The organism is Pseudomonas sp. efr-133-TYG-5, from assembly GCF_030209175.1.
Taxonomy (GTDB): domain Bacteria; phylum Pseudomonadota; class Gammaproteobacteria; order Pseudomonadales; family Pseudomonadaceae; genus Aquipseudomonas.
Genome location: NZ_JARVSM010000001.1, coordinates 775,508 through 793,302, shown reverse-complemented (window position 1 = coordinate 793,302; position 17,795 = coordinate 775,508). Strand labels below are relative to the sequence as shown.

Annotated in this window: 12 protein-coding genes; 5 read left to right on the top strand and 7 right to left on the bottom strand. The window is 64.8% G+C overall.

Annotated features, from left to right (window positions below; genetic code table 11):
* Positions 1-7 precede the first annotated feature (7 nt).
* Together QRN70_RS03450 and QRN70_RS03445 are read left to right on the top strand one after the other, a co-directional pair.
* Positions 8-1,423 carry a Y-family DNA polymerase gene (locus QRN70_RS03450; RefSeq protein ID WP_285415813.1) on the top strand — a complete coding sequence of 472 codons (1,416 nt, stop codon included), beginning with the start codon at positions 8-10 and terminating at the stop codon, positions 1,421-1,423.
* Complete coding sequence (locus QRN70_RS03445; RefSeq protein ID WP_285415812.1) at positions 1,420-4,497, top strand: error-prone DNA polymerase; 3,078 nt, start codon at positions 1,420-1,422, stop codon at positions 4,495-4,497. The genes QRN70_RS03450 and QRN70_RS03445 overlap by 4 nt, the downstream gene beginning before the upstream one ends.
* A gap of 56 nt (positions 4,498-4,553) precedes the next feature.
* On the opposite strand, the gene QRN70_RS03440 is transcribed toward QRN70_RS03445, so the two are convergent.
* The 7 genes from QRN70_RS03440 to QRN70_RS03410 form a co-directional block, all read right to left on the bottom strand.
* Complete coding sequence (locus tag QRN70_RS03440; protein WP_285415811.1) at positions 4,554-5,216, bottom strand: flavin reductase family protein; 663 nt, start codon at positions 5,214-5,216, stop codon at positions 4,554-4,556.
* An 11-nt stretch (positions 5,217-5,227) separates the two neighbouring features.
* Entirely contained in the window at positions 5,228-6,715 is a 1,488-nt protein-coding gene (locus QRN70_RS03435) for an amidohydrolase family protein (protein ID WP_285415810.1), read from the bottom strand.
* On the bottom strand, positions 6,712-7,908 hold the full coding sequence (locus QRN70_RS03430) for an amidohydrolase family protein (RefSeq protein WP_285415809.1): 1,197 nt from the start codon (positions 7,906-7,908) through the stop codon (positions 6,712-6,714). The genes QRN70_RS03435 and QRN70_RS03430 overlap by 4 nt, the downstream gene beginning before the upstream one ends.
* 156 nt (positions 7,909-8,064) lie before the next feature.
* On the bottom strand, positions 8,065-9,117 hold the full coding sequence (locus QRN70_RS03425; protein ID WP_285415808.1) for an extracellular solute-binding protein: 1,053 nt from the start codon (positions 9,115-9,117) through the stop codon (positions 8,065-8,067).
* A 15-nt stretch (positions 9,118-9,132) separates the two neighbouring features.
* Entirely contained in the window at positions 9,133-9,921 is a 789-nt protein-coding gene (locus QRN70_RS03420; RefSeq protein ID WP_285415807.1) for an ABC transporter permease, read from the bottom strand.
* Positions 9,918-10,835, bottom strand: a complete 918-nt coding sequence (locus tag QRN70_RS03415; protein WP_285415806.1) for an ABC transporter permease — start codon at positions 10,833-10,835, stop codon at positions 9,918-9,920. Before QRN70_RS03415 ends, QRN70_RS03420 begins: the two co-directional genes overlap by 4 nt.
* 1 nt (position 10,836) lies before the next feature.
* Positions 10,837-11,922: an ABC transporter ATP-binding protein gene (locus QRN70_RS03410; RefSeq protein ID WP_285415805.1), complete on the bottom strand. Its 1,086-nt coding sequence runs from the start codon at positions 11,920-11,922 to the stop codon at positions 10,837-10,839.
* Positions 11,923-12,073: 151 nt separating this feature from the next.
* Between QRN70_RS03410 and QRN70_RS03405 the strand changes: the two genes are divergently transcribed.
* The 3 genes from QRN70_RS03405 to QRN70_RS03395 all read left to right on the top strand — a co-directional run bounded on the left by QRN70_RS03405 (position 12,074) and on the right by QRN70_RS03395 (position 17,695).
* Complete coding sequence (locus tag QRN70_RS03405) at positions 12,074-12,763, top strand: GntR family transcriptional regulator (RefSeq protein WP_285415804.1); 690 nt, start codon at positions 12,074-12,076, stop codon at positions 12,761-12,763.
* A 132-nt stretch (positions 12,764-12,895) separates the two neighbouring features.
* On the top strand, positions 12,896-15,007 hold the full coding sequence (locus tag QRN70_RS03400) for a hybrid sensor histidine kinase/response regulator (protein ID WP_285415803.1): 2,112 nt from the start codon (positions 12,896-12,898) through the stop codon (positions 15,005-15,007).
* A gap of 48 nt (positions 15,008-15,055) precedes the next feature.
* The gene (locus QRN70_RS03395; RefSeq protein ID WP_285415802.1) at positions 15,056-17,695 is read left to right on the top strand and encodes an excinuclease ABC subunit UvrA; all 2,640 of its coding nucleotides are present in this window, start codon (positions 15,056-15,058) and stop codon (positions 17,693-17,695) included.
* Positions 17,696-17,795: the final 100 nt, after the last annotated feature.

Below are 17,795 nucleotides of genomic sequence, written 5' to 3'. Positions count from 1 at the left end.
GGTCGCCATGCGCTGGGTGTGCATTCTGTTTCCGCAATTGGCCCTCGACGCCGTGTTGCGGCAAAGCCCCGATCCGGAAAAACCGCTGGTGTTGCTCAGTGGCCCGGCCCAGCGCCGCGTGCTGCAAGCGGTGAACGCCTCGGCGCGAGCGCTGGGCCTGCGTCCCGGCCAGTCGATGACGGCGGCGCAGGCCTTGAGCAAGGGTTTTGCCAGCGCCGATTACGACGTTGCCGAGGTCGAGCACTGGCAACAGTTTCTCGCTGCCTGGGCCTATCGCTTCAGCGCGCAGGTCAGCGTGCATTATCCGCGCACGGTGGTGTTCGAGATCGAGTCCAGCCTCGGCCTGTTCGGCTCATGGGCACAGTTCGAGGCGCGCTTGCGGGCGGAGCTGACCGAGCTGGGCTTTCGTCATCGCATCGTCGCCGCGCCCAACCCGGTGGCGGCGCGGGTGCTGGCCAACGCCTATGACGGCCTGGTAGTGCCGGACGGCGAAGCCTTGCGCTACCACCTCGGGCAACTGCCCATCGACCGCGTCGGCCTGGAACCGAGCGTGGCCACGGCATTGGCGCGCATGGGCCTGCGCAACCTCAATCAGGTGCAGGGCTTGCCGCGCCAGGCGCTGGCCCGGCGTTTCGAGGCGGCGATGCTCAAGCACCTGGACATGCTGTTCGGAGCCCGACCGCTGGCGCTGGCGTTCTACCTGCCGCCGGATCGCTTCGATGTGCGGATCGAGCTCAACTTCGACGTGCAGTCGCATCAGGCGCTGCTGTTCCCGCTGCGGCGCCTGACCGCTGACCTGGCGGCGTTCCTGTGCGGACGTGACAGCGGCGTGCAGCGCTTCGACCTGCACCTGGAGCACGCCGGGCTGGCGGATACGCTGATCAAGGTCGGCCTGCTCAGCGCCGAACGCGATCCGGCAATGCTCTTTGAACTGGCCCGTGGGCGCCTGGAGCAGGTAACGGTCGAGGCGCCGGTGCGCGGTTTTCGCCTGCGTGCCGAAGATCTGCCGAGCTTCGTGCCGCAGTTTCAGGAGCTGTTCGATGACCGTCCGCAGCAGACCCTGCCCTGGGAGCAACTGCGTGAACGCCTGCGCGCGCGACTCGGCGACGATGCGGTGCAGGGCTTGCGCTTCCAGGCCGACCATCGCCCGGAGTGCGCGTGGCAGCACGCCGACGACCGGCAGCCTTGTGCGGCGTTGCCGGGGCTGCAGCGGCCGGGCTGGCTGTTGACGGAGCCGCAGGCCGTGGCCGAGGGCTCGGCGCGGATTCTCATGGGCCCGGAGCGCATCGAGTCCGGCTGGTGGGACGGCGGCGACGTGCGCCGCGACTATTACCTGATCCAGAACCGTAGCGGCCAGCAGGGCTGGGCCTATCGCGCGGTGGGTGAGGGCGGCCCGTTGTGGCTGCAGGGCTGGTTCGCATGAGCACGGGTTACGCCGAACTGCACTGCCTGTCGAACTTCAGCTTCCAGCGCGGCGCCTCCAGTGCACTGGAGCTGTTCCAGCGGGCGAAAAAACATGGCTATCAGGCGCTGGCGATTACCGACGAGTGCACCCTGGCGGGGATTGTCCGCGCCTGGCAAGCGGCGAAATCCGTTGAGCTGCCGCTGATCATCGGCAGTGAAATTCGCATCGACAACGGTCCGAAACTGGTCCTGCTGGTGGAAAACCTCGCGGGCTATCAGGCGTTGTGCGGTCTGATCACCCGCGCCCGCCGGCGCACGCAGAAAGGCCAGTATCAGGTGCTGCGCGAAGACTTCAGCGCGCCGTTGCCGGGCTTGCTGGTGCTGTGGGTGCCGGACGCACTGGATGACCTAGAGGAGGGCCGCTGGCTGCACCAGACCTTCGGCGAGCGCCTGTGGCTGGCGGTGCAGTTGCATTGCGGCCAGGACGACCAGCGGCGTCTGGCCGCGTCGTTGCAGTTGGCCGCCACGCTGGGGATTGCCGCGGTGGCCTGTGGCGATGTGCACATGCACGCCCGAGGGCGGCGCGCCTTGCAGGACACCATGACCGCGATCCGCCATCACCTGCCGGTGGCCGAAGCCGGATTGCGCCTGTACCCCAATGGCGAGCGCCATCTGCGCAGCCTTGAGGTGGTGACCGCGCTGTATCCGCCGGCCCTGCTGGAGGAATCGCTGAAGCTGGCCCGGCGGTGCACCTTCGACCTGGGCCAGTTGCAGTATCAATATCCGAAAGAGCTGGTGCCGCAGGGGCACACCGGCAGTTCCTGGCTGCGTCAGTTGACCGAAGAGGGCATCGCCTGGCGCTGGCCGCAAGGCCCTCAGGCGAAAGTGCTCAAGCAGATCGACGATGAGCTGCAACTGATCGCCGAACTCGGCTACGAAAGCTACTTCCTCACCGTGCACGACGTGGTGCGCTTCGCCCGCGAGCAACACATCCTCTGCCAGGGCCGGGGTTCGGCGGCCAACTCGGCGGTGTGCTTTGCCCTGGGCATCACCGAGATCGACCCGGACCGCACCACGCTGCTGTTCGAGCGCTTCATGTCCAGAGAGCGCAACGAGCCGCCGGACATCGACGTCGATTTCGAACACGAACGCCGCGAAGAAGTCCTGCAATACGTGTTCCGACGGTATGGCCGCGGCCGTGCTGCGTTGACGGCGGTGGTCAGCACCTACCACGCCGCCGGTGCAGTACGCGACGTGGCCAAGGCCCTGGGCCTGCCGCCCGACCAGGTCAATGCCTTGGCCGACTGTTGCGGCCACTGGAGCGATGAGACCCCGCCACTGGAGCGTCTGCGTGAAGGCGGTTTCGACCCCGACAGCCCGGTGCTGCGCCGGGTCTTGAGCCTGACCGGGCAACTGATCGGGTTCCCCCGGCATCTGTCGCAGCACCCCGGCGGTTTCGTGATTTCCGAACAGCCGCTGAACACCCTGGTGCCGGTGGAGAACGCCGCGATGGCCGATCGCACCATCATCCAGTGGGACAAGGACGACCTCGACGCCGTCGGCCTGCTCAAGGTGGATATCCTCGCTCTGGGCATGCTCAGCGCGATCCGCCGCTGTTTCGACCTGCTGCGCCGGCATCGCCAGCTCGACCTGAGCCTGGCGACGATCCCGGACAAGGACCAGCCGACCTACGACATGATCAGCCGTGCCGACACCATCGGCGTGTTCCAGATCGAGTCACGGGCACAGATGTCGATGCTGCCGCGCCTGCGGCCGCAGGAGTTCTACGACCTGGTGATCGAAGTGGCCATCGTCCGCCCGGGGCCGATCCAGGGTGGCATGGTGCATCCGTACCTGCGCCGCCGGAACAAGGAGGAGCCGGAAACCTATCCGTCGCCGGAACTTGAAGTAGTGCTCAAACGCACTCTTGGCGTACCGCTGTTCCAGGAGCAGGTGATGCAGATCGCCATTGTCGCCGCCGACTACAGCCCCGGCGAGGCCGACCAGCTGCGCCGCTCCATGGCCGCGTGGAAACGCCACGGCGGCCTGGAGCCGCACAAGGAACGGCTGGCCGCCGGGATGAAAAAGAATGGCTACACCGAGGAGTTCGCCGCGCAGATCTTCGAGCAGATCAAGGGCTTTGGCAGCTACGGGTTTCCCGAGTCCCACGCCGCCAGTTTCGCCTTGCTGACCTACGCCAGTTGCTGGCTCAAGTGCCATGAGCCGGCAGCGTTCGCCTGTGCGCTGATCAACAGCTGGCCGATGGGCTTCTACAGCCCGGACCAGATTCTCCAGGACGCCCGGCGTCATCATTTGCAGATCCGTGCGGTGGACGTGCGCGCCAGCGACTGGGATTGCAGCCTGGAACCGATTGCCGGAGCGCAACCGGCCATTCGCATGGGCCTGCGGATGATCAAGGGGTTTCGCGAGGACGATGCCCGGCGTATTGAAGCGGCGCGCAGCCGCGGGGCATTTGCCGATGTCGCCGACCTCGGCGAGCGGGCCGGGCTCGACAGTCGCGCGCAGGCACTTCTGGCGGATTCCGGGGCGCTGCGCGGCTTGGCCGGCCATCGCCATCGGGCACGCTGGGAGGTCGCCGGGGTGGAGAAGCAACTCGGTTTGTTCGCCGGCCTGCCGAGTCAGGAAGAGCCTCGGGTGACGCTGCCCAAGCCGAGTGTCGGCGAGGATCTGCACGCCGATTACGCGACGCTCGGCACCACGCTGGGGCCGCACCCGCTGGCGCTGCTGCGCGGCGAACTCAAGGCCCGGCGCTGTCGCAGTTCGCGCGAATTGCTCGACGTCGAGCATGGCCGTCCGGTCAGTGTCGCCGGGCTGGTCACCGGCCGGCAGCGCCCTGGCACGGCCAGTGGCGTGACCTTCGTCACCCTCGAAGACGAGTTCGGCAACGTCAACGTGGTGGTCTGGCGTGATCTGGCCGAACGGCAGCGCCGGGTGCTGGTGGGCTCGCAATTGCTCAAGGTCGACGGCCGCTGGGAGCGCGAAGGCGAAGTACGCCACCTGATCGCCGGGCGGTTGAGCGACTTGAGCCCGTTGCTGGATGGCATCCGTGTGCGTAGCCGCGATTTTCACTGAGGCACGGGGCGGGCGGCGTTCCCGCGCGGCGCGCGGGAACGTTCAACGGACGGCCGTTATTTGGCCGCGGGCCAGCACCGCTCGCCACCCCCCGGTGCCTCCGTCCATGCCTGCAACGAGCGGGTCGGCAGGTCGAAGTAATCGCGGGTGCGCGCGTAGCCATGGCCGCCCATACGACCGATCGCGTCCAGGCCCAGTTGGTCGATGTACAGGGTTTGCGGGTCGATCAGTTCGTCACGTACGTGGGCCATCAGCACTTCGCCAAAAATGATCTCGCGGGACTGGCCGATGTTCAGCGCCATCATTCGCCGACACTCCAGCGCCACTGGCGCCTCACCGATTCGCGGGCATTTGACGGCGGTGCCGGGAATCGCCGTGAGGCCGGCGGCGGTCAGTTCATCGAAGCCGGGGGCGAACGGCACGGCGCAGACGTTCATGGCTTCCACCAGCGCGTCGCTGACGATGTTGACGGTGAATTCCTGGTTCATCTGGATATTGCGCGTGGTGTCCTTGGGGCTCTGGTCGCCGTAGTTTTCCACGCCCAGCGCGAGGATCGGCGGATCCGCCGACAGTGCATTGAAGAAGCTGAACGGCGCGGCGTTGACCCGGCCCTCGGCATCGATCGTGGTGACCAGGGCAATGGGCCGGGGCACTACACTGCCGATCAGAATCTTGTATTTTTCCCGTGGGCTGAGCTGGCTGAAATCGAAGCTGTGCATAGTAGAGGTCTCTAGGCGAGTGGATCGATGGCGCTCAACGGCGCCTCGGCGCTGTAGGCATCGGCGAACGGAATGGCCGGCTGGAACAGGGTTTTCCAGTCCGGTCGGCCAGGCGCCCGGTCGCTGTGGCTGCGCATGAGTTTGTTGTATTGAAGTTGTGCCTGGCGTTGCAGGGCGGAGTAGTCGACGCCGCTGACCTGACCGTCGTGCATCACGCAGCGACCGTCGATGTAGCTGGCGATGCAATCGTCGCCGCGGCCGGCCAGCAGCAGGTTTTTCAGCGGATCGAACAGCGGCCCGAGATGCAGGCCGCGCAGGTTGAACACGGTGATATCGGCTTTGGCCCCGGGTGCCAGGCGCCCGAGGTCGTCACGCCCCAGGGCTTTGGCGCCGCCGAGGGTGGCGGCGTTGTACAGGTCGAGGCTGCTGGTCAGTTGCGGCCCACCCTCGAGCAAGCGGGCGATATTCAGGCCATGGCGCATGTTTTCCAGCAGGTCCGCCGGCCACGTGTCGGTGCCCAGCGCGAAGTTGATGCCCCGGGCGCGATAACGGCCGAACGAGTGCAACGCTTCGCCATCGCGGGCGAACACCAGCGGGCAGTGCACCAGGCTGGCGTCGGCATCCACCAGGCGCTGCAGATCGTCATCGCCGGCGGTGTAGATGCCGTGGGGCAGCACGGCGTGAGGGTTGAGCAGGTCCAGTTGTTTCATCCAGCCCAGTGGCGACACCCCGCGCAGGCGCAGCACCATGGCGAATTCACTGGGCGACTGGCAGCAATGCAATCGCAGCGGCGCTTGCAGTTCGCGGTTCAGCGCCGCCGTGCGCCGCAGCAGGGCCGGGGTGCAGGTCTGGATGCGATCGGGCAGCAGGGCGCCACGAATCAGGTCGCCGTGGCTGCCGTTGAAATCGGCGAAAAACCGTTCTGCCGCTGCCAGCCCCGCCAGGCCCCGGGTTTCATCCCAGTGATGGCCGAGGCTGCCGTCGGTGCGCCAGTAACTCATGCCGCTCATGTAGCACGGCCCCAGGTACGTGCGCAGGCCCAGTTCGGCGGCGACCCCGGCCACGGCGGCAAACTCGTCGTAGGTTTCCGCCCACTCGCGGTAATACATCGAGGTGATCGGCATGGCCGTGGTGATGCCGTTACGGATCAACTGGGTGAAGGCGTAGCGGTACTTGAAGACCTCTTCGTCGGCGCTGTAGCTTTCGCGCGGCCCGGCGGCCAGGTATTGCTCGGACCACATGCGGCCCATGGCCTGTTCGTCGCCGTTGTCCAGGGTCAGTACGGTGGAGTCGAGATCGCCGAGGGCGTCGAGGTCGATGAACCCGGGACCGATCAGCGCATTGCCGTAGTCGACCCACTGGTCCACCGGCCCGCTGTAACCGCGGCCGACAAATTCGATGCGCGAGCCGCTGAAGACCACTTCGCCGTCGCGCCACAGCACATGCCGGGAGCCGTCGAAGCCGACCACGCAACTGGCCTTGAGACCGATGCGTTTCACAGCCGGCTGCTCAGCAAGCGAGCGCCGCTGGCGATCAATTCACCGCCGCGATAGACCTGCCGCAACGGGCGCGCCACCACCGCCTCACCGAGGGTTTCCACCGGCATCAGCAGAAAGTCTGCCGGCCGGCCGAGGTCGATGCCATAGTCCTCGATCCCCAGCGCCTGGGCCCCATTCTCCGTCGCCGCCGCGAATGCCGCCGCCAGTTCCTCGTCCTTGCCCAGGTCGAAACGCAACGCCAGCAGCATCGCTCGCTCCAGCATGTCGCCATTGCCCATCGGCGACCACGCATCGCGAATGCCGTCAGAGCCCAGACAGACGTTGACCCCGGTTTCGCGCAGCGCCAGAAATGGCGGCGCGGCGCAATCGGCCGGCGCCGAACTCATCAGCGAGATGCCCAGCGCCGCCAGCCGCTCGGCCAGCGGTTGGACCTGGCTCCACGGCAGCATGCCGAGGCAATAGGCGTGGCTGATCATCACCCGCTGTTGCAGGTTGAAATGCTCGGTGTAATCGGCGATCCGGGCGATCTGCCACAGGCCCAATTCACCTTTGTCGTGCAAGTGAATGTCGACGCCACGGCCGAACTCGGCAGCCAGTTTGAAGACGAAATCCAGTTGCGCGATGGGGTCGTTGTCGATGCCGCAGGGGTCGAGGCCGCCGACGTTTTCCACGCCCAGGGCCATGGCCTCGCGCATCAGCGCGGCGGTGCCGGGGCGGCTGATCAGGCCGGTCTGCGGGAAGACCACCAGTTGCAGGTCGATCAGGTCTTTGTAGCGTTCGCGCAATTGCTGCATGGCCTCCACGTGGCGCAGGCCGAATTCCGGGTCGATGTCGACGTGGCAGCGCATGGTCAGCGAACCGCGGGCGATGCAGTTTTCCAGCAGCGCGCCGGCACGTTCGGCGATGGGCGCCTGGACTTCGCGCAGCACCCGGCGTTCGTTGCTGATGTAGTCCTTGAGCGTCGGCCCGGCGCTGTTCGGCCGCCACGGTTGGCCGTACAGGGTTTTGTCGAGGTGGACGTGGCTCTCGACCAGCGGGGCGGTGAGCAGCTGGTTCTGGCCGTCGATGTCGTTGGCGGCCAGTGGTGCAGGGGAGGCCGGGCGGCGTTGGCTGAACCGGCCGTTTTCGATCAGCAGGTCTTCGGCAGGGGCGCCGTAGGGGCGGATGTTTCTGAGCCAGTGTGGTTGGGTCATTGGTTTACCTCAGGTTCAGGGGTGTCCGGGCGGGCCTCATCGCTGGCAAGCCAGCTCCCACAGGTTCAAGGTCTGCGCAATTTCTGTGAACGACACAGATCCTGGTGGGAGCTGGCTCGCCAGCGATGGCCGCGCCGCGGTCTCAAGCAAAAAAGGTCAGCCCTTGAGCTTCGACCAGATCCGATCCTGCAGCTCGCGCGCCTTGTTGCTGCATTCCTTTTCCGGGCGCAGGCGCGAGGCGTATTCGTCGGGCATGTTGATGGCGTCCATGACTTTCCATTTCGGATCGAGCAGCGCATCGCTCTGGATGCCGTTGGCGTAGGCGATGGCGTTCGACACGGCGGCAGCGTTTTCCGGTTTCATCATCCAATCGATGAAAATTTTCGCGTTGCCCGGATGCGGCGCGCTTTTCGGTACGGCGAAGTTGTCCTGGAACATCGCCAGGCCTTCGCGCGGATAGACGTACTTGATCGTGCTCTTCTGCAGCGTCGCGCGGGCGGTCGAGCCGTTCCAGTTCTGCATCATGATCACTTCGCCGGAGGCCATGCGGTCGACGGTGTTGTCCGAGCTGTACATCTTCAGGAACGGCTTCTGTTTCTGCAGCAGCTCGAGGATGCGCTTGGCGTCCTGCGGGTTCTCCGTGCACTCGTCGACGTTGAGGTAATGGCTGGCAGCGTTGATCACGCTGCTGGACGTGTCGAGGGCGGCGAGCTGGCCTTGCAGTTCCTTGCGTGGTTCGAAAAATTCTTTCCACGAGTCGTCGAGCTTGCCGCCGGGCACCCGCGCGCTGTCATAGGAGAACCCGGTGGTGCCCCACAGGTACGGCGCGGAAAACTTGCGCCCGGGGTCGAAGCTCGGGTCGCGGAACGGCCCTTTGACGTACTGGAAATTGCTCAGGCTCGGCGTGTCGATCGCCAGCAGCAGATCCTGCTTGATCAGCGTTTGCATGATCGACTGCGATGGCACGATCACGTCATACGCCGCGCCGCCGGCCTGCAACTTGGCGAGCAGGGTTTCATTGCTGTCGTAGCCGTCCATGGTGACCTTGATCCCGGTTTCCTTTTCGAACTTGGCCAGCAAGTCCACCGGGTAGTAGTCGGTCCAGTTGTAGAAGAACAGCTCCTTGGGCTCGGCGGCGTGGGCACCGAAGGCAGTGAAACAACTCAGGGCCAGACCGGACATGGCCAGACGCAGGTTTTTGACTTTCATGGCAGCGCTCCAGGTTTATTGTTGTTTACCGCGTTGGCCGAGCCAGAAGGCCAGGACCACCAGGACGATGGAAATCACCAGCATCAGCGTCGAGATCGCATTGATCTCCGGCGTCACGCCGGCCTTGATCGCCGAGAAGATGTACACCGGCAACGTGGTCGAACCGGGGCCGGCGACGAAGAACGTCATGATGAAATCGTCGAGGCTGACCACGAACGCCAGCACCGAACCGGACAGCACGGCCGGCCACAGCAGCGGCAGCGTCACGCGCCGAAGCACCTGCCAGGGATTGGCATAGAGGTCGTTGGCCGCTTCCAGCAGACTCTTGTCCAGGTCGTTGAGTCGCGCCCGGATCGGCAGGTAGGCGAACGGAATGCAGAAACCGATGTGCGCCACGATCACCGTCAGCAACCCGAGCTTGATCCCCAGCGCCATGAACAGCAGCAGCGTCGCCACGGCGGTGACGATTTCCGGCAGGATCAGCGGCAGGTTGATCCCGCCCTCGATCATTTTCTGCCCGTAGAACGGCCGGTAAGTCGCCAGCGCCGCGAGCAGGGCAATCGCCGTGGCGCACACCGTGGCGATGCTGGCGACGATGAGCGAATTCAGCGCGGCGGTCTGGATCGACGGGTTGGCGAGGATTCGCCCGTACCAGGCGAACGAGAACTCGGTCCACACCGTCGCCGAACGGTTGGCGTTGAAGCTGTAGACGATCAATACCAGGATCGGCAGGTACAGGTAGGCGAGGATCAGCAGGCTGACTTCGCGGGTCGCGGGGAGTTTTTTCAGGTGCAGAGAGATCATGCCTTGGCTCCCCGGTTGAGGGTTTTTGCCGCGCTGCGGCTATACAGGGCGTAGAGCACCAGCGACAGCAACAGGATGCCGAGCAACAGGAACGACAGCGAACTGCCCAGCGGCCAGTTGCGCGCCGTGCCGAACTGCTGCTGGATCAGGTTGCCGATCATCAGCGTCTTGCCGCCGCCGAGGATCGCCGGAGTGATGAAGGCGCCGAGGCTCGGCACGAACACCAGCAGGGCACCGGCAATCACCCCCGGCATCGACAGCGGCAGGATGATCCGCCGCAGCGCGTGCCAGCGGTTGGCACCGAGGTCATAAGCGGCTTCCACCAGGCGCCAGTCGAGTTTTTCCAGGGTCGAATAGATCGGCAGAATCATGAACGGCAGGAAGCTGTAGACCAGGCCGACGCTGACCGCAAAGTCGTTGTAGAGCAGGGTGATGCCGCCCGCACTGGGAAACAGTGCGTTGAGGCTCTGGGCGACCCAGCCCTGTTCGCGCAGGATGATCAGCCACGCGTAGTTGCGGATCAGCAGGTTGGTCCAGAACGGGATGGTGATCAGCAACACCATCAGGTTGCGCCGGCGCGGCGTCAGGCTCGACATCCACAGCGCCACCGGGAAGCCGAACAGGAAACACAGCAGCGTGGTGCCGCCGGCCTGCAGCACCGAGCGCAGCAGCGCCTGGGCGTAGACCCAGTTCAGTTCCAGTTCGCCGTCGAAGCCTTCCTGGAAAAACAGCTGCACGTAACTCTGCAGTTGCCATTGCGCCTGCCAGTCGACGCCACCGTAGGTGTTGCGCGGCAGCAGGCTGATGTAGCCCATGATCCCCAGCGGAATGGCGATCAAGGCAAGCAGGGTCAAGACCACCGGGCTGAGCAACAGCGCGCGGTTGAGGGACGGGGAAGTGCTGCTGACGCTCATCTCAGGCCTCCATCAGCAGGCAGGCCTGCGGCGGCAGATGCACCGCGACGCGCTCGCCCACGGCGCGTGCGCGGTTCAGGCCTTCGTTGTTTTCACGCAGCATGACTTTGATGTCGTTGTTCAGGCGGCACTGATAGAGCGTCGCGGTGCCGACATACAGCACCGCCTCGATCACCCCGCGCAGGTGATGCGGCTGGCTGGCATCGACCAGTTGTGAACGCTCCGGGCGAAACGCCAGTTGCACGCTGCTGCCGTCGATCCCCTGCGGCTGGCAGGGAATTTCCACCGGCATGCCATGGGGCACGAAGATGTTCTGATTGTGCAGATCGCGCTTGAGCTGGCCGGGGAGAAAGTTGATGTCGCCGATGAACTGGGCGACGAAGCGATGTTGCGGGTGCTCGTAGATGTCGGTCGGGGTGCCGATCTGCAGGATCTTGCCGGCGGACATCACGGCGATACGATCGGACAGGGTCAGGGCTTCTTCCTGATCGTGGGTGACGAAGATGAAAGTGATCCCGGCTTCCTGCTGCACGCGCTTGAGTTCGACCTGCATTTCCTTGCGCAGCTTCAGGTCCAGCGCCGACAGCGGTTCATCCAGCAACAGCACCTTCGGCTTCGGCGCCAGGGCCCGGGCCAGCGCCACGCGTTGCTGCTGGCCGCCGGAGAGTTCCGCCGGTTTGCGCCCGGCCAGGTGGGCCATCTGCACCAGCGCCAGCATCTCGTCGACCCGTGCGGGAATGACCTTGCGCTCAAGACCCTGCATCTCGAGGCCGAAGGCGATATTCTGCGCCACACTCATATGCGGAAACAGTGCGTAACTCTGGAACACCGTGTTGACCCGGCGCTTGAATGGCGGCAGGTGATTGACCGTTTCACCGGCCAGGCGGATTTCGCCTTCGCTGACCTGTTCGAATCCGGCGATGGTGCGCAGCAGGGTGGTCTTGCCGCAGCCGGACGGGCCGAGCAGGGTGAAGAATTCGTTGTCGGCAATGTTGACCGAGACGTTGTCGAGGGCCGGCGCGAGGCCAGGATCATCAGAGTAGCGTTTGGAAACGTTACGCACTTCAATTGCTATTGGTTGACCCATAATGGTGCAATCCTCTAATTATTGTATGCAATATCTGAATGCAATTTAGAAATACCCGGATTAATCTGCGCGTGCAACCCCCTTTTTCCTGGCTGCACTGTCGTCGCGGCAGTCGCCAGGGCCGCGTTGCCCGCACTGAAGGAGCTTTTGCATGACCGAAAAGAAACTGGAGACCACGGTCGACCGCGTCTACCAAGGGGTTTACGAGGCGATCAGCAAGCGTTCGCTGCGACCGGGGATGAAGCTGGGCGAGGCGTCGCTGGCGGAATTGTTCAACGTCAGCCGCACGTCGGTTCGCGCTGCGCTCAAGCAATTGGAGGCGGACGGCCTGGTCACCACCGAGCCCAATAAAGGTGCGTCGGTGTCGTTGCCCAGTGATGAAGAAATCCGCTCGCTGTTCGAGACCCGGCGGCTGATCGAGATCGGCATCGTCACCGAACTGTGCCGGCGCAAGGACAGCGCCGCGATGCAGGACCTGCGCGATCACCTGTTGCTGGAGGATGAAGCCCATGCGGCGGGCGACCACGAACGGCTGATTCACCTGCTCGGTGAATTCCACATCAAACTGGCACGCAGCCTGAACAACCCGGTATTGCTCGACTGGTTCCAGAAACTGATTTCCCGCGCGTCGCTGTACGCTGCCGCGCTGGATGACGACAGCCACCAGGCCTGCCGTGACGATGAGCACCTGCGCTTGATCGAGTACATCGAGGCGGGCAACCAGAACGCTGCCATCGAGCTGACCTGCATGCACCTCAACGGCATCGAAAAGGCCATTCTCGACGTCGCCGCCCAGCTGAAAACTGGCTACCATCCGCTCAAACATTTGATCGAAGTCTGAGCCTGGCCGAGAGCGAAATCGGCTATACCTCAAATGAAACCATTGGCGCCGCCCGGGCTCGAAACAGACGGGTGCGGCGTCACTGGGCGTTGTCAATGATCGGTCACACACCACAGGACATTGAGCGAGTCGATGCAGTTTTTATCCGATAGCCATGGGTGCGACGGCTGGAAAGGCGAGATGGCCGGGCGCATTCGCGCGTTCGACTGGAGCCGGACTGACCTGGGCCCGCTCCAGGCCTGGTCGGCCAGCCTGTGCAGCGCCGTGCAACTGATGCTGGCCTCGCCACTGCCGATGGTCATGCTCTGGGGCCGGGCCGGTTACATGATCTACAACGATGCCTATTCGGAGTTCGCCGGCGGCCGTCATCCGTATCTGCTCGGCTCGCCGGTGGAACTGGGCTGGCCGGAGGTCGCCGATTTCAACCGGCATGTGGTCGACACCTGCCTGGCCGGCGGCACCTTGTCGTTCCGCAACAAGGAATTGGTGCTGCTGCGCGACGGTGTTCCCGAAGATGTCTGGATGGACCTGTATTACAGCCCCGTGGCCAACGACGACGGGATTCCCGCCGGGGTCATGGCCATGGTCGTCGAAACCACTGAATTCGTGCACTCCGAACGCCGGCGCCAGGCTGCCGAGGCGGCGTACCGCGCCGACAACGAGCGGGTGCGTCTGGCGCTGAACGCCGGGGCCTTGCTCGGCTCGTTCGTCTGGGACGTGAAAAACAATGTGCTGTCGGCGGACGAGCGTTTCGCCCGTACGTTTTCCTACCCGCCCGATCAGGACCTGAGCAATCTGCCGCTGGACGTCACCGAGGCGCACATCCATGCCGATGACCTCGCCTGGGTGCGGGAGCGGATCGACCACGCGGTGCGCACCGGTGAGCCGTACAACGCCGAATATCGCGTGCTGCGTGCCGATGGCAGTTACCTGTGGGTGTTGGCCAGTGGCTGCTGCGAGTTCGACGCACAGGGCGAGGCGTTGCGGTTCCCCGGCGTGCTGATCGATATCCACGAACGCAAGATCGCCGAAGAGTCCCTGCTGAAGTTCACCCGCAACCTCGAGCAGCGCGTGGCGGCGGAGGTCGATGCGCGACTGGCTGCTGAAGAGCAACTACGCCAGTCGCAGAAGCTCGAAGCCATCGGCGGGCTCACTGGCGGTGTCGCCCACGACTTCAACAACCTGCTGCAAGTGATCGCCGGCAACCTGCACCTGCTGGCCCGGCACGAGCCGAACAACGCCAACGTGCAGCGGCGGGTCAGCGCCTCGCTGGCGGCGGTCGAGCGCGGGGCCAAATTGTCGTCGCAGCTGCTGGCGTTTGCCCGGCGCCAGCCGTTGTCGCCGGCGGTGTGCGATCCGCGACAGATTTTCGAGGGGGTCGGTGAGCTGCTGCAGCGCGCCCTGGGCGAGACCATTCAGATCGACGTGCAGTTGCCGCAGCAACCGTGGCACATCAACGTCGACCGCAATCAATTGGAAAACGCCATTCTCAACTTGGCGATCAATGCCCGCGACGCCATGAAAGGCGAGGGCACCATCGGCCTGAGCGCACAGAACATCTGCCTCGACCATTCGTTCTGCGCCGGCAAGGGCATCGTCCCGGGCGACTATGTGCGGGTTTCGGTCAGCGACAGCGGGGTGGGTATCGCTCCCCATCTGCTCGAGCAAGTGTTCGAACCGTTCTTCACTACCAAGGCCGACGGGCAGGGCACCGGCCTCGGTTTGAGCATGGTGTTCGGCTTCGTCAAGCAGAGCGGCGGCCACGTCGAGATCGACAGCCAGATCGGCGAGGGTACGCGGGTACAGCTGTATTTCCCGCGCAGCCTGCGCGCACTGCGCCACGAGACGCCGGTTATCGATGAAGGCCTGGGCGGTGGCCACGAGACCATTCTGGTGGTCGAGGACAATGAAGCGGTGCGCGCCTCGGCGGTCGAGCTGTTGCGCGAAGAAGGCTATCGCGTGCTGACCGCCGGCAATGGCGATGCCGCCATGCAGATCCTGCTCGACGGTGCGGAAGTCGACATGATCTTCACCGACGTGGTCATGCCGGGGCTGATCAAGAGTTCCGACCTGGCGGCCTGGGCCAAAGTGCAGGTGCCGCCCGTGGCCGTGCTGTTCACCTCCGGGCATACCCGCGACATCATTTCGCGCAATCACCAGCTCAGCCCCGACACCCACTTGCTCGGCAAACCCTACAGCCCCGAAGCGCTGTTGCAGATGTTGCGTTCGGTGCTGGGTGGCTGAGGCCGCCCGGCAGCGACGTATTTCACACCTTTCGTTCAAGGCAGGCCGATGACTACCAAGCGTATCTCCAAGGCACCCTCCGGCATGGTTCGGGTGCGTGGCGCCCGTGAACACAACCTGAAGAACGTCGACGTCGACATCCCCCGCGACGCCCTCGTGGTGTTCACCGGCGTATCCGGTTCGGGCAAATCCTCGCTGGCGTTTTCGACCTTGTATGCCGAGGCGCAACGGCGCTATTTCGAATCGGTGGCGCCTTATGCCCGGCGGCTGATCGACCAGGTCGGCGTGCCGGATGTCGACGCCATCGAAGGCCTGCCGCCCGCCGTGGCCCTGCAGCAGCAGCGCGGTACACCGAGTACGCGCTCGTCGGTGGGCAGTGTCACCACGCTGTCGAGCCTGATCCGCATGCTCTATTCGCGCGCCGGCAGCTATCCGCCAGGGCAACCGATGCTCTACGCCGAGGACTTTTCGCCGAACACTCCGCAAGGCGCTTGCCCGCAATGCCATGGCCTGGGCCGGGTGTATGAAGTGACCGAAGCGCTGATGGTGCCGGACCCTAACCTGACCATCCGCCAGCGTGCGGTGGCGTCCTGGCCGCTGGCCTGGCAAGGGCAGAACCTGCGCGACATCCTCGTGACCATGGGCATCGACGTCGATATCCCCTGGCGCAAACTGCCGAAAAAACAGCGTGACTGGATTCTCTTCACCGAAGAAACCCCGACTGTGCCTGTGTACGCCGGACTGACGCCGGAAGAAACCCGCGTCGCCCTCAAGCGCAACATGGAGCCGAGCTATCAAGGCACGTTCATCGGCGCCCGCCGCTACATCCTGCACACGTTCACCCACTCGCAAAGTGCGCTGATGAAAAAGCGTGTTTCGCAGTTCATGCTCGGCAGCCCGTGCCCCTTGTGCGACGGCAAGCGCCTCAAGCGTGAAGCGCTGTCGGTGACTTTTGCCGGCTACGACATTGGCGAGCTGTCGCAGATGCCGCTGCTGCAAGTCGCCGAGGTGCTGAAGCCGGTGGCCGCCGCGACGTATCTGGAGCACGCCGATGAAAGCGGCGAAACCCTCAGCCACGCGCAGACCCGCGAGGCCCGCCAGCAGCGCGTCGCCCACGGCGCCAGCGGCCATGCCAACGCGCCGGATGTGCGGCATACGCCGAACCTGTCGCTGGAGAAACGCCTGGCCGCGCAACGCATTGCCGAAGACCTGCTGGAGCGGGTCAGCACCTTGACCGATCTCGGCCTCGGCTACCTGGCGCTGGAGCGCAGCACGCCGACCCTGTCGTCCGGTGAGTTGCAGCGCCTACGCCTGGCTACACAGTTGGGGTCGCAGCTGTTCGGCGTGATCTATGTGCTCGACGAACCTTCGGCCGGTTTGCATCCGGCCGATGGCGAGGCGTTGTTCGAAGCGCTGCAGCGTTTGAAGGCTGACGGCAATACCTTGTTTGTCGTCGAGCATGACCTGGAAACCATGCGCCGCGCCGACTGGCTGATCGATGTCGGCCCGGCGGCCGGCGAGCAGGGTGGGCGCGTACTGTACAGCGGCCCGCCGGCCGGGTTGGCCGCGGTCAGCGAGTCGCAGACGCGGGCTTATCTGTTCGCCGAACAGCAACGGCCGACGCGCGTCGCCCGCAAACCGTCAGGCTGGTTGAAGCTGGACGGCATCACTCGCAACAACCTGAATAATCTCAGCGCCGAGTTTCCTCTGGGCTGCTTCACTTCGGTGACCGGTGTCTCCGGTTCCGGCAAGTCGAGCCTGGTCAGCCAGGCGTTGCTGGAACTGGTCGGCGCGCAATTGGGCCGCCCGGCCAGCGATGCGCAAGAGCAGGAGCTCAGCCTCGAGGACGACACCCCGCAGGTCAGCAGCGGTCAGGTGGTGGCCGGGCTGGAGTCGATCAAACGCCTGGTGCAGGTCGATCAGAAACCCATCGGTCGCACACCGCGTTCCAACCTGGCGACCTACACCGGGCTGTTCGACAACGTGCGCAAGCTGTTCGCCGCCACCCCCGAAGCACAGGCGGCGGGTTACGACGCCGGCCAGTTTTCCTTCAACGTCGCCAAGGGCCGTTGCCCGACCTGCGAGGGCGAGGGTTTTGTCAGCGTCGAGTTGCTGTTCATGCCCAGCGTCTATGCGCCGTGCCCGACCTGCCATGGCGCCCGTTACAACCCGGACACGCTCGCCGTGCACTGGCAGGGGCTGAGCATCGCCCAGGTGCTGCAGTTGACCGTGGACGAGGCCGTGAGCGTGTTTGCCGAGCAGGCGGGCATCCACCGCTCGCTGGAAGTGCTGCGCGATATCGGCCTGGGCTATCTGCGCCTCGGCCAGCCGGCGACGGAGTTGTCCGGCGGCGAGGCGCAGCGGATCAAACTGGCCACCGAGCTGCAACGCAACCAGCGCGGTGCCACGTTGTACGTGCTCGACGAGCCGACCACCGGACTGCATCCGCGTGACGTCGATCGCCTCCTCGAACAACTGGACACGCTGGTCACGGCAGGGCACACGGTGATCGTCGTCGAGCACGAAATGCGCGTGGTCGCGCAGAGCGATTGGGTGATCGATATCGGCCCTGGTGCGGGGGATCAGGGGGGCCGGATCGTCGTGGCTGGCACGCCGCAGAAAGTCGCGGCGAACAAGAAGAGTCGCACCGCGCCGTTCCTGGCCCGCGCGCTGTCGAACCAGCGCTGAAGCGAGGACGGCAGTGCGCACAATCGCCCGGCCAGCGTCGATCTTTTGAACGATTGCCCATCGCGCGGCTTCGAATCATCAAGGCCCGGCTCATTTGAGT

What these genes read in the sequence shown, in the direction of transcription:
- QRN70_RS03395 (WP_285415802.1), top strand. Translation starts at nt 15,056, where the DNA reads ATGACTACCAAGCGTATCTCCAAGGCACCCTCCGGCATGGTTCGGGTG.
- QRN70_RS03450 (WP_285415813.1), top strand. Translation starts at nt 8, where the DNA reads ATGCGCTGGGTGTGCATTCTGTTTCCGCAATTGGCCCTCGACGCCGTG.
- QRN70_RS03405 (WP_285415804.1), top strand. Translation starts at nt 12,074, where the DNA reads ATGACCGAAAAGAAACTGGAGACCACGGTCGACCGCGTCTACCAAGGG.
- QRN70_RS03400 (WP_285415803.1), top strand. Translation starts at nt 12,896, where the DNA reads ATGCAGTTTTTATCCGATAGCCATGGGTGCGACGGCTGGAAAGGCGAG.
- QRN70_RS03430 (WP_285415809.1), bottom strand. Translation starts at nt 7,908, where the DNA reads ATGACCCAACCACACTGGCTCAGAAACATCCGCCCCTACGGCGCCCCT.
- QRN70_RS03440 (WP_285415811.1), bottom strand. Translation starts at nt 5,216, where the DNA reads ATGCACAGCTTCGATTTCAGCCAGCTCAGCCCACGGGAAAAATACAAG.
- QRN70_RS03445 (WP_285415812.1), top strand. Translation starts at nt 1,420, where the DNA reads ATGAGCACGGGTTACGCCGAACTGCACTGCCTGTCGAACTTCAGCTTC.
- QRN70_RS03415 (WP_285415806.1), bottom strand. Translation starts at nt 10,835, where the DNA reads ATGAGCGTCAGCAGCACTTCCCCGTCCCTCAACCGCGCGCTGTTGCTC.
- QRN70_RS03410 (WP_285415805.1), bottom strand. Translation starts at nt 11,922, where the DNA reads ATGGGTCAACCAATAGCAATTGAAGTGCGTAACGTTTCCAAACGCTAC.
- QRN70_RS03425 (WP_285415808.1), bottom strand. Translation starts at nt 9,117, where the DNA reads ATGAAAGTCAAAAACCTGCGTCTGGCCATGTCCGGTCTGGCCCTGAGT.
- QRN70_RS03420 (WP_285415807.1), bottom strand. Translation starts at nt 9,921, where the DNA reads ATGATCTCTCTGCACCTGAAAAAACTCCCCGCGACCCGCGAAGTCAGC.